General features: G+C 46.8%; 12 protein-coding genes. 3 read left to right on the forward strand and 9 right to left on the reverse strand.

Annotation, left to right across the window (positions count from 1 at the left end; all coding sequences use genetic code 11):
- Positions 1-2 precede the first annotated feature (2 nt).
- Together IDJ77_RS24745 and IDJ77_RS24750 are read right to left on the reverse strand one after the other, a co-directional pair.
- Positions 3-2429: a penicillin acylase family protein gene (locus IDJ77_RS24745; RefSeq protein WP_191191674.1), complete on the reverse strand. Its 2427-nt coding sequence runs from the start codon at positions 2427-2429 to the stop codon at positions 3-5.
- A 710-nt stretch (positions 2430-3139) separates the two neighbouring features.
- On the reverse strand, positions 3140-3757 hold the full coding sequence (locus IDJ77_RS24750; RefSeq protein WP_191191675.1) for a thermonuclease family protein: 618 nt from the start codon (positions 3755-3757) through the stop codon (positions 3140-3142).
- A 533-nt stretch (positions 3758-4290) separates the two neighbouring features.
- Between IDJ77_RS24750 and IDJ77_RS24755 the strand changes: the two genes are divergently transcribed.
- On the forward strand, positions 4291-4539 hold the full coding sequence (locus IDJ77_RS24755; protein WP_191191676.1) for a (2Fe-2S) ferredoxin domain-containing protein: 249 nt from the start codon (positions 4291-4293) through the stop codon (positions 4537-4539).
- Positions 4540-4692: 153 nt separating this feature from the next.
- Here IDJ77_RS24755 and IDJ77_RS24760 read toward each other — a convergent pair whose 3' ends face one another.
- Both IDJ77_RS24760 and IDJ77_RS24765 read right to left on the reverse strand, forming a co-directional pair.
- Complete coding sequence (locus tag IDJ77_RS24760) at positions 4693-5223, reverse strand: ferritin (RefSeq protein WP_191191677.1); 531 nt, start codon at positions 5221-5223, stop codon at positions 4693-4695.
- Between the two features lie 126 nt (positions 5224-5349).
- Positions 5350-5718: a hypothetical protein gene (locus IDJ77_RS24765; RefSeq protein WP_191191678.1), complete on the reverse strand. Its 369-nt coding sequence runs from the start codon at positions 5716-5718 to the stop codon at positions 5350-5352.
- Positions 5719-5830: 112 nt separating this feature from the next.
- Here IDJ77_RS24765 and pgmB point away from each other — a divergent pair, with 112 nt between their 5' ends.
- Together pgmB and bla are read left to right on the forward strand one after the other, a co-directional pair.
- Positions 5831-6481 carry a beta-phosphoglucomutase gene (gene pgmB, locus IDJ77_RS24770; protein ID WP_191191679.1) on the forward strand — a complete coding sequence of 217 codons (651 nt, stop codon included), beginning with the start codon at positions 5831-5833 and terminating at the stop codon, positions 6479-6481.
- A gap of 40 nt (positions 6482-6521) precedes the next feature.
- The gene (gene bla, locus IDJ77_RS24775; protein ID WP_191191680.1) at positions 6522-7247 is read left to right on the forward strand and encodes a subclass B1 metallo-beta-lactamase; all 726 of its coding nucleotides are present in this window, start codon (positions 6522-6524) and stop codon (positions 7245-7247) included.
- A gap of 152 nt (positions 7248-7399) precedes the next feature.
- On the opposite strand, the gene IDJ77_RS24780 is transcribed toward bla, so the two are convergent.
- The 5 genes from IDJ77_RS24780 to IDJ77_RS24800 form a co-directional block, all read right to left on the reverse strand.
- A complete protein-coding gene (locus IDJ77_RS24780) occupies positions 7400-7798 on the reverse strand; it encodes a hypothetical protein (RefSeq protein WP_191191681.1) in 399 nt (132 codons plus the stop codon).
- 127 nt (positions 7799-7925) lie between these two features.
- Complete coding sequence (locus IDJ77_RS24785) at positions 7926-10337, reverse strand: ABC transporter permease (protein WP_191191682.1); 2412 nt, start codon at positions 10335-10337, stop codon at positions 7926-7928.
- Between the two features lie 338 nt (positions 10338-10675).
- Positions 10676-12226, reverse strand: a complete 1551-nt coding sequence (locus IDJ77_RS24790; RefSeq protein WP_191191683.1) for an FG-GAP repeat domain-containing protein — start codon at positions 12224-12226, stop codon at positions 10676-10678.
- A gap of 35 nt (positions 12227-12261) precedes the next feature.
- Entirely contained in the window at positions 12262-13809 is a 1548-nt protein-coding gene (locus tag IDJ77_RS24795; protein ID WP_191191684.1) for an FG-GAP repeat domain-containing protein, read from the reverse strand.
- A 30-nt stretch (positions 13810-13839) separates the two neighbouring features.
- Positions 13840-15159 carry a vanadium-dependent haloperoxidase gene (locus tag IDJ77_RS24800; RefSeq protein ID WP_224751225.1) on the reverse strand — a complete coding sequence of 440 codons (1320 nt, stop codon included), beginning with the start codon at positions 15157-15159 and terminating at the stop codon, positions 13840-13842.
- Between the last annotated feature and the right edge of the window lie 17 nt (positions 15160-15176).

A 15176-nucleotide genomic window follows, 5' to 3' on the forward strand; every position in this document is an offset into this window, starting at 1 on the left:
GTTTATTTGCTAAGGGTTAAGGTTGTTTTGATCCGGTTGGAAGTTTCTGTTGGCGATTGCAGGTAGAGCAGTTCCTTCAGCTTGCCGTCCTTCCAGGTTTGCAGCATATCATCGTAATAAAAACTGCCGGGGTTGCCGCTTTGCCCGCCCGGTATGATGCCGTAGCCTTTTACCTGCGGACCAAGCTGAACCACCATGCGCCACGACGGACCGTGCCCCTCGTTTATTGCATTTACGGTAGAACCCGTACCACCCGAGGCAAAATTACCCGAGCCAAAGCCGGGGATATTGGCCAAATGCCGCACTTCAAATTCCTTTACCTTGCCCCATTGCCAGTTGCCAGGCTTGCCATGGTTTTTTATCAGGCCGTCTACTGCTAAATTAAAGCTACGGCTCAGTACATCCACGGCGGTTTCCTTCATAGGCGTTTTCTTATTGTCGAACCAAACCGAATTGGGTTCTTTCAGTAGTAACTCTTCCGTTCGGTCCATCGACGGCCAGTTGAGCGGCATCTTTTTGTCCGAGAAGTTATCATTCCAGGTGGCTCGGTAAAAACGGCTCCACCAATTGGCGAATACGGCTGCGCCTTCGGAATTGGCATCGTAGTACTTATCCCATTGTTTGAGGATATCGAGGGCGGCGAGCTGATTCCCATCCAGTTTGCTGGCGTCCAGATATTTAAGCATTGTTGGTAAAATATCCTGCGCGCGGATGCTGTAGGTATCGGTTTGTAATACACGCATGCTATCTACGGTGGCTTTTTGCATAGCGCCGAGGCGGTCGTTAATGCGTTTGCCGCGTTCGTAAGGCGCAAATTGCCAGTTAATGTAATACGGGTAGGTTGGGTCGGTAGAACTTTGGTTGGCCGAGCTTACGAAACCACGCGGGGGATTTTTCACCGTGGGGTTTTGCTCAAAGGGGATAAAGCCGTGCCAGTCGTTAGCCGGGTCGCTGCCATCCATCAAAAATTTGCCCTGATCTTTATACTTCAAAGGTATTTTACCGTTCGGAGTAATAGCGATATCGTTATCTGCCGATGCGAAAACAAAGTTTTGCGCCGGCGCGGTAAAGTAGGTTAAAGCCTCCCGGTAATCGGTATAGTTACTGCCGCGGTTAAGCAGGTAAAAGGCTTTGATATCGTTAGATTCCTGGTGGGCTATCCATTTAAGCGCGTTGCCAACGGGGATGTTATCGTGCCCCTCGCCCATCTTCGCGTTATCATAAACTACCGGGCCAAAATGGGTATAGCGCACCGTGTCGATAATATCCGACTGACCCTTCACGGTGATTTTCTCGATGCGATAGGTCACCTTGTTCCATTGGTTGTTGTACCAGTATTCGTTGCGGCTTTGGTCTTTAAACTTCAGCTGGTACCAATCTAATATGTCGGCATCCACATTGGTTACGCCCCAGCTTATTTTTTTGTTGTAGCCGATAACGATGCAAGGTGCGCCGGGCAGTGAAACCCCGTAAACATTTACGCCAGGGGCGGATAACTGCATTTGGTACCAGATGGATGGGAAAGTAAGATCGAGGTGCGGGTCGTTAGCCAAAATAGGGTAACCTGTAGCCGTTTTGCTGCCGCTGATGGCCCAGTTATTACTGCCAATGCCCTCTACCCTCTCCTTCATTTTTATACCCGTCAGCAATTGCGCTTTAAAGGCGGCAGGCGGCGCGGGTATGGGCAGCGGTTTAAAATCCCATTTGGTACCTACCGGGATAATGGGGCTCTCGTGCATAGGGTAATCCGGGAACAGATCGTTGGTTACCTTTGCACCGAATTTGTTCAGCACGTTGGTCATGGCCAGCTCGTTGGTGCCGCCCGCCAGCGTTTCCGACATCAGTTTTAGCAGCAGCGCGCAGTTAATGGGCTTCCATTCTTCGGGGGCATAATTCAGCAGTTTAAATTCTATGGGGTAATTGCGCGGCGAAAGCTGGTGTACATAGCTGTTGATGCCCTCGGTGTAGGCATTAACAACTACCCGCATTACCGGGTCCTTCATCATGCCTTTTAAGGTATTTTCGGCACCGTAAACCATGCCCATGCGGCGGTGGTAGCGGTCGATATCCAGCGCTTTGGCTCCAACCACTTCGGCCAGCCTGCCCGATGCGCTGCGGGTTTGGATATCCAGTTGCCACAGTCGGTCTCGGGCGGTGATATAGCCCTGGGCGTAATACAGGTCGTGCTCGTTTTCGGCGAAGATGTGGGGGATGCGGTTCTCGTCGTACTTCACGGTGACTTTACCCTGTAAGCCGGTCAGTTTTAGTTCATCCGCAGCGTCGATATTCCTGCTTTCGGCATTTTGCCAGAAACCGGTAGCCGGGTTCAAAAACTTCCCTACAGGTGGGATCTCGCCAAATTTTGTTTGCAGCGCCCAGATAAGCAGGCCGGTAAATGCAAGGGAAAGGATCGCTTTAACTATCTTCATCGGTGATGGTAAATGGTTAAGCAAGATAGGGAAATGAAGTTAAAAGGAGGTTAAGATAGCAAGGTAATTTTGAAATGCCCATTGGTGAGATTTGGCCGGAGAGTTTACTCAGCCCCTGCCCCCTCTCTGCTTCGGAAAGAGGGGTTGACTTAGGTTTTCATTTCTTTGTTCTTCACCCTCTTTACCGAAGGTAGAGAGGGTCGGACAGCGAAGCGTATCCGGGGTGAGTCAACTCGTAAAGCGACCGCAACCGTACTTACGCTAAAGATTTGGCAACTTTAAAACGTTGTTAAATCTGAATTGCTTTTACCCGTTTTAGTTGTAGTCGGGACCACAACCAAGGGCAAAAAAGTTTACAAAAGTTTACACATTTCCAGTGTAAACTTTTCAAATACTTGATAATCAATTTGTTGTATCTTACAGGGTTTACATAAAATGCGTCCGTATTTATCTATAATATTGCTTCTAAACCCGTAAAGAAGCCTCACCCTGCGCTCTTCAAAGAGTAACAGCCCATCATAAGACAGGCGGGTAATTCATAAGACGTTCCGTCGGAACGTTAGAGGGTTCCTTGGCATTTTCTACCCATAAAACATCCCGAAGGGATGAAGAAAAGCAAAATCGTTCCGGAGGAACGTTTTATGGGTAGAAAAATAACGGCAATTTTTACGTTCCAGCGGAACGTTTTATGGAATCTGTGTTATGGTGGGCTATTGCTCTCCAAACGAGAGGGTTTTAAACTGTACAGATGCTGTATCTGCGTACTTTGGTTTCCGCTTTTTGTAATGACGCTTTGGCTTATTAGTTTTTGGCGCCCTGGTTTGCACCCGGTTGGTTTTGCCTTCCTTACGGAAATTCCATGGCGGGGTTGGGTTAACGTCCTGCCACAGCCCAAGATGGTTTTGGCGCGCCCGCAGTTCCAACTCGGCCAGCGCCATACTTTTGGAGTAGGCACGGTATTGCCATGCATAACCACCTTTTACAATGGCATAATTTACATTGGTACCGTCGGCCAGTTCTACCTGCCCTACGGTGCGGCCATACCTATCTTTGGTAGTGCTAAAAAGCTTTACCTGTTTACCAAAGCACAGATCCGAAGTAAACTGCTTCGCGGCCTGCCCAAAAGCTTGCGATTTCTCGGGGCAATCGATTTCTGCAAGGCGAACGGTGGTTTGTATATGGTCGGGTGAGAGCAGCACCATGGTGTCGCCGTCTTTAATGCCTACTACGCGGTAGATGTATTCTTTGTTTTCTGACTCCTTATCGTTATTACAGGCGGTGGCAAGGGTGAGGATGAAAAGGCAAAGGAGTACGGATTTTTTGAACATGGGGCTAAATTAGCGAACACGAATTTCAGGAATGGAGTCGAATTTCACGAATTTTTAGCTACAATAACGGCGTTTATTTTACCACAGAGAGCGCAGAGATAGAAACACAGCTTAGCAACCGGCTATTATTGTCTGAACTCGAATTTTAAAGAATTTACGAATTATCAGAATTAAGAGTTGCATTCCGTTCTGTAAATTCCTAAAATTCGGGTTCAGACAATTGCGTTAGCGATAGCAGCGTAAAGCCCGTAAACGCAGCGAAGCGAAGTGCGGACTTGCAGCGAATAGCGCGGGCCGAAGGCAACGCCCATATTGGTAAAAGGCTCATTAAAGATGTTATCATTACACTAACCCATTATTTACTCAATCAACCATTACCATTTACTCAACTAATCAATTATCAACCATTTATCTATCCCCACCATTCACCATCTCGCTACTTACTTACCTTGTGGTTATAACATCATAAAAGTATAAATAAAAAATAAACCCGTTATTTGTATGTTGAATTATTTGGCACCAAGGAGGAGAAGATGAGCAAGTTTACTGTACCCGATAAGGTTTTATTTGTATGTACCGGCAGCAAATGCGCAAAGCGCGGCGGGAAGGACATGTATAAACTTGCCCATAAATTTGCCAAACACGCTAAAGATGATATTGAAGTATTCAGAATAGAATGCACCGACCGGTGTGATTATGCACCGGTATGCACCATATCGCCGGGGAATACCTGGTTAAAAGAGTATTCGCCTAAGGAAGTTTTGAAACTGCTGGAGGATTGAGGAGCCTCATCCCGACCCTTCTCCAAAGGAGAAGGGCTTTAGAAAGCTAAAAGCCTCATCCTAACCTTTCTCCAGAAGAGACGAGTTAAGATGAGGCTTATTTTTCTTAAAGTCCTCTCCTTTGGAGAGGATATAGGTGAGGCCAAGAGGCGCTTATGCTTCGCTGTCGTATTTTATGCCGCCAACGTGCTTATCTATCTGCCACCTGCCGGTACCTTCTTCACCAATAACTTCAAACAGTTCCAGCGCGCGGCGTGCTTTGTATTCTTCTTCGCGTTGCTCTTTCAGGAACCAGTTAAGGAACTCGTTGGTTACAAAATCCTGCTCTTTTAAGCAACGTGCGTAAATATTTTTGATAGATTGGGTAACGCTGATCTCCTGGTCAAGTGCTTCTTCAAACACTTCGCGGAAAGAGTTATATTCTTGTTTAATGCCGGTTACATCGGGTGATATCGCGTTGCCGCCCATATCCAGGATGTATTTGTAGAATTTTAGTTGATGTTGGCGTTCTTCTTCGGCTTGTTTAAAAAAATACTCCGAAGAAAAATCGTAACCGTTGCGGTTACACCATGATGCCATGGCTAAATATACCGAAGACGAGTATGCTTCTTTTTTTACCTGCTGATTTAAAAGCGACTCCACTTCTGTAGAAATCAGGCTTTTGATACGGATAAGATCTTTCATGTTCTTGATGGTTTATGAGCCAATAAACAAAGGCAACAAACGTGCCGATTTATTTAGCTACACAATAATACCGCTATAAATCAGCAGCTAAAGAAAATAAAAGCAATATGAATTCAGTCTAAATTACTAAAGGGGAAGGCGGTACAGGGTATCCTGGATGATGTGATTAAGCTGGAACATCACAAAGGTGCCTTCCAGAATCTCTTTCAGGGCGATAATTTGCAGCAGGTTAAGCACATAAGTATGGTCGCAGGCGCAAATGAAGATGATCTCTACATCGGGAGATTTACCGCTGTTGAGCAGGCGGTCTTCAATGTCTACATGGTAAACGGCTTTCTTCAATTTCAGCAGGCAGCGGTAATCAAATTTGGCTACTTTGCCGGCAAAATCTACATACCAGCAACGCTCTTCATCGCACTGGTAAATAGCACCCTGTTTGGTGCCAAATACGTTAGTCCAGGTAGAAAGTTCTTGCGTTTGAGTAGTATTAACCATGTTTATAATGCAAATGTTGGCATTATTTATAATTAATCCAAATAATGTTGATAATTATTTATAATGATTATTAACAAGCAAGCGAGTAAATTAGCGGCTTAGTAAAGCTACCATGAAATATAAAGCCTGCATATTCGACCTCGACGGTGTTATTGTTGATACCGCCGTGTACCATTATAAAGCCTGGAAACGCCTTGCAAACGAAATGGGTTTTGATTTTACCGAGCACCAGAACGAGCAATTAAAGGGTGTAAGCCGCATGGCCTCGCTGGAGCTGATACTGGGCTGGGGCCAGGTTACCGGCGCTACCGAAGCCGAAAAAGAGGAAATGGCCACCCGCAAAAATCTGTGGTATACCGATATGATCAACCAGATGACGCCCGACGAGATCCTGAGCGGCGCGGAAGAATTTGTACAAGCATGCCGCGATGCCGGAATAAAAACGGCTATCGGCTCGGCAAGTAAGAACACTCCTATTATATTGGCCAAACTGCAGCTAACCCAATTGTTTGATGCCATTGTTGACGGTAATAGCGTGAGCAAAGCCAAACCCAACCCCGAAGTATTTTTAAAAGGTGCCGAAGCGCTGGGCGTTGAACCCGCCGAATGCGTGGTGTTTGAAGATGCCGTTGCCGGCGTAGAAGCCGCGCTGAACGCCGGTATGAAAGCCGTAGGCATTGGCTCGCCCAAGATGCTTACCGAAGCGGATGTGGTAGTGAGCGGGCTGGATAAGTTTAGCTTGGAGATGTTGGAGGAGTTGTAGATTTGTTGAAAGGTTGGAAGGTTTTAAAGTTGGAAGGTTTATGCTGAAGAGACTGGCATTTTTTATTTTTTTGTTGATAGTAGTATTTCAGGCTTTTGCTCAAAAGCAGGAGCCGAAGATCAGCATTACGCCACTTACCAAAAATTACTATGTGTGTACCTCCTATGGCTATCCGGGTGATGATGCCGATCTGTTCCCGTCGAACAGTTTGTTTGTGGTTACAGATGCGGGGATTATTTTGATAGATACGCCCTGGGGCGAGAACCAAACACAGCAGCTGATTGATACCCTTTACAAAACCTACCACAAAAAAATTGTGCTGTGCATTGCCACCCACTTTCATGACGACCGGGTTGTTGGCTTCGACGTGCTGAAAAAACAAGGCACCAAAACGTACAGCAGTACCCTAACCTACAAACTTGCCAAAGCAGAACATAACAAACTACCCGAATTCACCTTTAGCCGCGATACAACATTTACCATCGGCGGCGTCACCTTAAAAACCTATTTCCCCGGCGAGGGACATACAAAGGATAACATCGTAGTTTGGTTTCCGAACGATTTGGTATTACACGGCGGCTGTTTTGTAAAAAGCCTCGAAACTGATAGCAAAGGTTTTATTGGCGATGCCAACTTAAAACAATGGCCGGCCAGTGTAGAGAACGTTATTAAATATTACGGCCATGCCAAATACATCATCCCAGGCCACCAAAGCTGGGCAGGCGGCGTAGAGCAGCTGAGCCACACGATAGATGTGGTGAAGTAACGCAACTTAACCACCACGTCATTGCGAGCGATAGCGCGGCAACCATCGGCAAGCAGAACCGATTTGCAGGTCCGCCCTGCCTCCCGATGATTGCCACGTCGCTCCCCCACACGCCCTCCCCTTCTGCTCCTCGCAAGGACGATCCCGAGAGCTTAAAACGGCGCCTTATTATTCTTCTTATCCGCCGCAACCTTCTCCTGCTGGCGGGTTATCTCCTGTACCGCTTCCGCTAAAAATTGTTTGCCGTCCGCATTTAGTTCGGTTGTACCATAACCGCCGTCGTAGTCATAAACTACCTTTCCTTTGCTGTCGCCTTCGGCTTCTATCTTTTTGCCGTTGCGTTCAAATTTTACGTAGCCGCCTTCGGAGATATAATTTATCCCGGTTTTATCCTTACTAAAAACCACCTTGCCCGAATATTCTATTCGCTTGGTAGAACCGTTATCATCCGATGATATGATGGTGGTGCCACGCCCGTGGTGGCAGGAGGTTGTTATAGCTGCCAGTGCCACACCAAGCACGGCTATCTGCATTTTTTTATAAATATTCATGTTGCTTTATTTTAATTATAAAACAAAAATAAACATTACATGGTATTATGCAATACATAGTACTATTTAAATTGTCTATTTGCTTATAAATAACTCATAATCAAACAGATAATTTTATACTAACTTCTTACTCGCTCCTTAAACTCTTCACCGGGTTCACCAAAGCAGCCTTTATCAGCTGGGAACTTACCGTTGCCAGCGCAATACAAACGGCTATTCCGCCTGCCATCGCAAAAATGCTCCAGTGGATGCTGATCTTATTGGTATAATCCTGCAGCCATTTATTCATCAGGTACCAGGTAACGGGCGATGCTATGGCAAAGCCGATAACAACAAGTACCACAAATTCTTTAGAGAACAGGTATACAATGCCGGATACCGAGGAACCCAGTACCTTGCGGATGCCCACCTCTTTAATGCGCTGTACCGCCATAAACGATGCCAGCCCGTACAAGCCCAGGCAACTCAATAAAATAGCAACCACGGCAAAGCTTTGATAGATGCTGCTCAGTTGGTTTTCCTGTTTATAAAAACTTGCCAGCTGTTCGTCTACAAACTGGTACTCAAACACAAATTCGGGGTAAACATCGTTCCATACTTTTTCAACCCCAGGCAAAGATGCTTTGAAACTTGAGGCGGACAATTGAATGCTGGCCAGCGAAAACTGCGTTTTATTGGTAGATAGCAGCAGCGGCGCGTAATCCTCTTTAAAAGAACGGTTATGATAGTTCTTCAGCACACCCACTATTTTACCTTTTATTTTATCATTAAATGCTATCTGCTTATTTAAAGCATCTTCGGGTTTGCTAATGCCGAGTTTGGCAACCAACGCTTCATTAACTAAAAACTCCCGGATGGTATCTGATTGGGCCATGTTATGCCCGGCAACAAATTTAAGTTTGTAAAGAGGCGCGTAGTTCTCATCCACCATCTTCACTATCGAATAAAAATCTACCCGCTTAGGCGAATTTTCGAAGATAAAGTTAGTCCAGTCTTCATCGCCGTCGGCGGGACGGCTCGAGTTAAGGCTGGTTAGCTCCACTCCTTTTATACCGGCAAGGCGCTGTTTCAGGTAGTCGAGTTTGCTGATGCCCACGCTATCACCCGGGAAAGGCACGTTCACAATGGCATCTTTGGCAAAGCCCATGCTCTCATGCGTAAAATAGTTCATCTGCTTTACAATAATGATGGTGCAAATGATCAGGCCCTGCGCTATAATGAATTGAAACACTACCAGCGCATGCCTTAATGAAATACCTTTTGGCGTTTTAAATGCCAGCTTACTTTTAAGCGCATTAATAGGATTAAAACCCGACAATACCAGCGATGGGTAGAAGCCGGCTACAACAGTTACCCCTATTGTTAACACCACCAGAAATATGGCTACCTGCCATTGCAATAACATACCAGCAGCCAATGGCAACTCCATAATTTTGCCGACCATCGGTACGGCCAAAAGGCCAATGCCTGCTGCCAGCAGCACCGATACAAGCACGATCACCAGCGTTTCGGCCAGGAACTGCATTTGCAGCTGCCAACGGTTACCACCAAGCACTTTACGGATGCCTACTTCTTTGGCGCGGCTAACGCTTTGCGCTGTGGCGAGGTTCACAAAGTTTACGCAGGCTATAATGAGGATGAACAAAGCTATCATCCATAACATCCTTATCATCTGCGGGCTGATGCTTTTATCCGAAAAATCACCGGCTTTGGTATCGTAGTGCACAGCATTCAGGGCCTGGGCTATTTCGCTATCGTTGTTGCCTGGCTCATGGTTCTTTTTCACCATTGCACGTGCCTGGGTGGTAAGGTAATCGCCGGTCATACCGGGGGGCGTAAGTACATAGCAGCCGAAACTACCCATGGTACCGTTCCACTCACGCTCTTTCACCATGCGCTCGGTCCACCCGGTGCCCAGAGAAAATACTATCTGCAGGTCAAAATCTGTATTAAGCGGGCTATTTTTAAGGATGCCGGCCACCTTCATGGTTGTTTGGTTATTCCATTTGATGGATTGGTCGATGGCCTTGTGCCAGTCGCCAAAGTAGCGCTCGGCAGTTGCCTGGCTTAAGAAAACGATATTGGGGTCTTTCAGTGCATCGGGGCTACCCTGCAGCATCGGGAAATCGAAAATGCGGAAGAAGGCCGGGGTTGTTGCAAACACGCCCTGGGTCTCTTTAAATTTCTTTACCACCTGCCCTTCGGCGTTCAACACCTGCATTTGTTCCTGCCTGGCATTAAATACCGGCGCAACCTCTTCTACAGCCGGTATATACTGTTTCAGAAACTGTGGTACAGCCCATGATACGCCCTTGCCATAAAATATATCTTTAGAATCGGCATGATGGTATTCCGTCAACAGGCGGTAGATCCTATCCTTTTTGGCATGGAAATTATCAAAACTGGTGTGGAACTGTATTAGCACAAAAATAACCAGGCAAACGGCAATGCCCGAACCCAGACCGATAATGTTGATAAGGGTGTACGACCGCTGGCGGTACACATTGCGCCACGCGGTTTTAAACAGGTTTTTTATCATAACGAGGTGGTAGTTAATTAGTCTGCCAGGTTTAAGTCAAACCCAGTGCCATCCCTAAAAACCCCTTTTCGGGCGTATTCGGAGCACTTTTCATTTTAGAGGTGTACGATAACGGACACTACTACGTACACTTTCGTACATCATGGGCTGGCATAAAAAAGCCGGGCAGTGTACTGCCCGGCTCACCAATTCCCAATTACTATGCATTGAGCAGAAACACACCCCTCCCCCCTCTCAAGAGGGGAATCGCACAAGCTTCCGCTCTTTTAAATTCGAACATCACCGTAGGTAAAAAAGTGAACAACAAGCTCACTACTCACCAATCACCACTAACTCCCCTACTTCTTCCCCTTATTCTCCAGCACGATTATCGGGTTATACATATCCCAGTTGGGCTTAAAATCTTTCTCGTTGATCAGTTTATCGCCATACACAGAGAAATTACCGAGAACAATATCCTGGTCGCCATCCTGATCGATATCGGCTACTTCCATAGAGATCCAGCGGCCGTATTTATTAACCGGCACCTGGTGTGCCTTAAATTTACCGGGAGTAGTTTGCTCCATATAGGTGAAACCTGCGGCGGGATTATATTTAAAATCGGCGAAGAAGGCTATCACCGCCATATCCAGGTCGCCATCGCCATCAAAATCTGCCGACATCACCTTGGATGCCCCGTTGATGTGGTGAAAATAGGTTTGCTTAAACCGCCAGTTACCCTGGTTGGTAAAAACGTATATGCCGTGGTAAGGCTTTAAGATGCTGGAGTAATCGTTATTATCGCCGCAGGTGTAAATAATATCCTTTTTGCCGTCCTTGTTTACATCTACCAGCTGAAAACTGTTGGTGCCATATACCGGGGGGAATCGCAGTAAATTCTGTTCGGTAAAGCCGCCTTTGTGGTCATTCAAAAGCATCCATACGCCTTCATCCCCCTGGGCAAAAAGGCACATTACATCCGGCCAGCCATCGTTATTAAAATCATCCACCTCTACCTGTATCGCCCCGGGAACGGCCCTGATCATCTTCTTTTTAAACCTACGACCGGACTGCTGTTCTATCAAAAACAAGCCGCCTTTGGTATTACCGTATCCGCACACAATATAATCAGTAAGCCCGTCCTTATTAAAATCACCGGGAGCGGTAAACACCGGGCGGGGCAGATTATCGGCAATCAGTAGGGTATCTGTCTTTTTTGTGCCGGGACTGAACTGCTTTAAAGTTCCATCTAAGAAGTCGTTAGGGGTTAATATGCCGATGCCTGTAAACACACCCGTGTTTTTGCCATCGGCGCCTCTAAAAAAGCTGGCGTCGGAAACAGGCGACTCAACCTTTGCAACCACTGTTGATCTTAGCTTCGCATCCCAGGATAAAAGCCTGTTGCCGGAATCACCGGTATAAAGCAACTTATCAAAGGGGTTAAGCTTTATCATGGTGGTCATGGCGGGCGAGCCCCTGCGGTTTACCTTCGCCGGAAGCTTGAGCGCGAAAACGGCCCAGTCTGTAGCGGTATCAGGTTTCGGCAGCACCAATTTTTCCGGGGCGGCGTTTTTGTAATAGTCGCGCAGTTTTTGCCAGTCGGCCAGGCTCATTGCCGATCGTGGGTCTACGTAATACTGCCCCATCTCCTGCTGAATGCCCAGGCGCAGCCCCATCTGGGGCATCACGCCGGTTTCCCAGGTAACTTTATCCAATAAAGATGGATCGGGATATTGGTGGCAGCTTTTGCAATATTTAATGGAAAGCGCCTTCCCGTCGGCGATATTCTCGGTTTGGGTGTTTACGTGCGGCGCCGTATCACAGCCGTTAAAAAGAAATATAGCCGCGGTAACAACTGCAGCTATACTTAAGGCCAATTTATTAGCAGATACCTTGTTTTTCTTCAACATCAATTCACGCTCACGGCAGGTATGCGATTTTTGTTCTATTTCTTAGTATGGTTTTCCAGTACAATGAATGGCGTATGCTCATCCCATTTTGGTGTAAAGTTTGGCTGAAATAAAAACCCGCTGGCATAATTGGCGAGCAGGATATCCGGCTTGCCATCGTGGTTCACGTCGCTTACATCCATGCTCATCCAGCGGCCGTTTTGGCTCACCGGTATGGCGTGTGGTTTAAATTGCATGGCTTTATCCTGTTCAAAATAAATAAACTCCTCTGCGGGGTTGTTCTTCATATCGGCAAAAAAGGCGATGGTGGCAATATCCAGGTCGCCGTCGCCATCAAAATCAGTAGCTATGGCTTTGCTGCAACCGTTTATAGGATAAAACCACTCCTGCTTAAATTTAAAATTGCCGGTATTTTTATAAATATACAGGCCGTGATAAGGTTTTAAGATGCGCGAATCGCGGAAGTTATAACCACAGGTGTAGATGAGGTCAAGGTCGCCATCGTGGTCTATATCCGCCAGCTGGAAACTGGTAGAGCCGTTTACCGCCGGGAATTTCAATAACTCGCGGGATTCAAAACCGCCTTTTTTATTGTTGAGGTACAAAGCAAGTCCCTCGTCGCCCGCACCGTACAATACCATTATATCGGCCCATCCGTCGTTATTAAAATCGCCTGTTACCGCCTGCGCCGCGCCCGGTCTGTCGGTTATCGACAACTGCTTGTAGGTTTTCTTTGCGGCATCCCACTTAAGCATATAAACACCGCCCTTTAAATTCCCCTGCGCGCAAACTACCATTTCGTTTTGCCCGTCTTTATCAAAATCGGCATTCAGGGTTTGTACCGGTCTTGGCAGATCGGATTGCACCTGGTTTAACTGCAGGGTTCCGGCCAGGTTTACCTTAAACACTCTCCCGTTTGGGAAATCGACAGGATCTAAACGGCCGATGCACGATACGATGGCTTGTTGGATGCCTGCCGAATCGGGCAGAAAATTAAGGCTTACGGCTGCCGACGGCAGTTTAACTGCCCTGGTGGCGTTAAACTGGCTATCCCACTCCGTTAAATTGCCCGATACCACATCGCCGGTATAAATTCTACCGTTTTTGGGATTAGCGGCAATCATTGTGGTGAAGCAGATATCATTACTGCGCGCCGATTTTTTAAGGGTAAAACCAGCCCAGTCGTTCAGCAACGGCACCGGCGCTTTGGCTGCCGCCAGTGTATCGGGCGCAATTTTTTTGTAATACGAAACGATGGCCTGCCAGTTTTGTAACGACATCCCGCTGGTATCGCCGTCCTCTTTATAATAATCTATTCCGTACGTTTTTATGGCAAAATACGGGGCCATGCCGGGCAGTGAGTGCACTGTCCAAACATCTTTTGTAAGCGCATTTACCGGCACCAGTGCGTGGCACTTGGTACAATGTTGCTGCACCAGGGCTTTGCCATCGGCCAGGGTGTCGCCTGTTAAAACATAACCGGCGGTTATGGTTGTACTTTTACAACCATTAAGTATGGTGCTTATTGATAATATTACAACCCCTGATAAGATACAGGAGGTGAGTAAGAAGGTCCTTTTCATTTCAATATTAAAAATAACGCTTTTGCTTTTTTAGTTCTGCAACTTCAGTTTATTCCAGATGTACTCGCCTATTTGCTTACCCTGCGCGGCACCTGCATTTACACTGTTAAGGTAATGTATCCCGCCATAGTAGCGGCTTAAGGAGGTTTCGTCCGACGCTTTCAGGAAGGATTTGAAATGGCGCTGCATGCCTATGTAACGCAGGTCGCTGGTATCATCGTATTCAAAATTATCGCCAAAAAGGTGCGTTAATATCACTGCCGAAGCAGCGCTGATATCGCTGTGCCCGCTCGGATACTCGGGGAACGGAGGGGTTTGCAGCATTGGCAGCCATTTTTGATCTATCTTATCGTTTATCACGGTAACCGGCCTGATGTACCTGGTATCGTATTTTACCTGCCAGCCGCAAATAAAGGCATCGAATAAGGCTATTGATGTTAAAGCATAAGCCTGCGCAGTTTTAACAGCGTCGGCCTTGGTTTTTTTACAGGCGATGGCGGTAATACCAATCCAGTGGCCACCCGGGGTTATCTTTTTATTTACAAACATCATGTGCCCGTTGTGCTGAATAACAAAGGGGTTATCATCCCAAAAGCGGGCAATTTGTACCTGCTCGGGAGTGAGGTTTTTGCTTTGCTCGTAAACTTGCATGTTTTGTTTAAAGTATTCGCTGGTTTTGTCTTCGCTAAATGGCGGCGGCGGCGGCAATTTAAACTGGGTGGATGTATCTATAGCGAAAGTGTGCATGGTTCCCCAACAATATTCTACGCCATCCAAATAATCGGGAGCGGTTGGGCGCCATTTGCCGTTATCGCTGCTGCCCAAAAAACGTGGTTTACCACGGGTTTGCGGGTAGTTGTCAAAAGCGGCGCGGGCCAAAATAGCTTTGCCTACTTTCTCACCAAAATCTACCGAGCGCGAAAACGTGGCGGTATCCAGGTTATCCTGGTACATGGCAAAAACTTTGTCCTCGTACTTTTTTAGGGTATCTATAGAGAAGGTAACTTTATGGGCCACCGTAAAATATGCTTTGGTAGCTGCAAGCGCGTAGTTATACTTTTGGCCTTTTTGCGGCTGGGGCATGGCTTTAAAGCCTTTAAGCTGGCTTGTTATCGATGCATATTTCGGGTCGGCTTGGCGCATGACCTCGTAAGCAGCAAGCGAGGTGTAGCCATATATGCGCGCCGCAACCGGCGGAGTGAATACATCGTAAATAATAACCTGGGTTAGCTGGTCTACGTTCTCATGCAAAACATCGGCATCCTTTTTAAGGGTGATCTTTGGCTTTTGGCCGCAACTAATAATAGCAAGGCTACAGGCAGCGGCAATTAATACTTTAAAGTATCTCATAATTTAATTGGCAATAG

The organism is Mucilaginibacter pankratovii (assembly GCF_014773265.1).
Lineage (GTDB): Bacteria > Bacteroidota > Bacteroidia > Sphingobacteriales > Sphingobacteriaceae > Mucilaginibacter > Mucilaginibacter pankratovii.